Source organism: Streptomyces azureus (assembly GCF_001270025.1).
GTDB classification, from domain to species: domain Bacteria; phylum Actinomycetota; class Actinomycetes; order Streptomycetales; family Streptomycetaceae; genus Streptomyces; species Streptomyces azureus.
Window position 1 is genome coordinate 1 of sequence record NZ_DF968489.1, and the last position, 256, is coordinate 256.

Genomic DNA, 256 nt, shown 5'->3' on the forward strand with positions numbered 1-256 from the left:
AGCCGCCGCCGAGCAGGAACAGGCCCGGCAAAAAGGGGTCGCAAAGCGGAACAGAACGGGCGTGACGGTGGAAACGAGCCCGAGCGGACCGAACGCCGACGCGTCCGCCGCCGACGCAGGCTTCGCCTGAAGGAAGCCCTGCTCGGCAGGTCCCGTGGTGGACTGACCAGCAAGATTCACCTCGCTGTCGACCGCAGGCGTCGACCTTTGTCGTTCGTCCTGACAGCCGGGCAGGCCGCGGACAGCCCGCAGTTCG

At 68.4% G+C, this 256-nt stretch carries 1 pseudogene; it reads left to right on the top strand.

From position 1 onward, the window contains the following. Positions 1 to 256: pseudogene (locus AOQ53_RS42385) on the top strand (hypothetical protein); the annotation flags it as partial.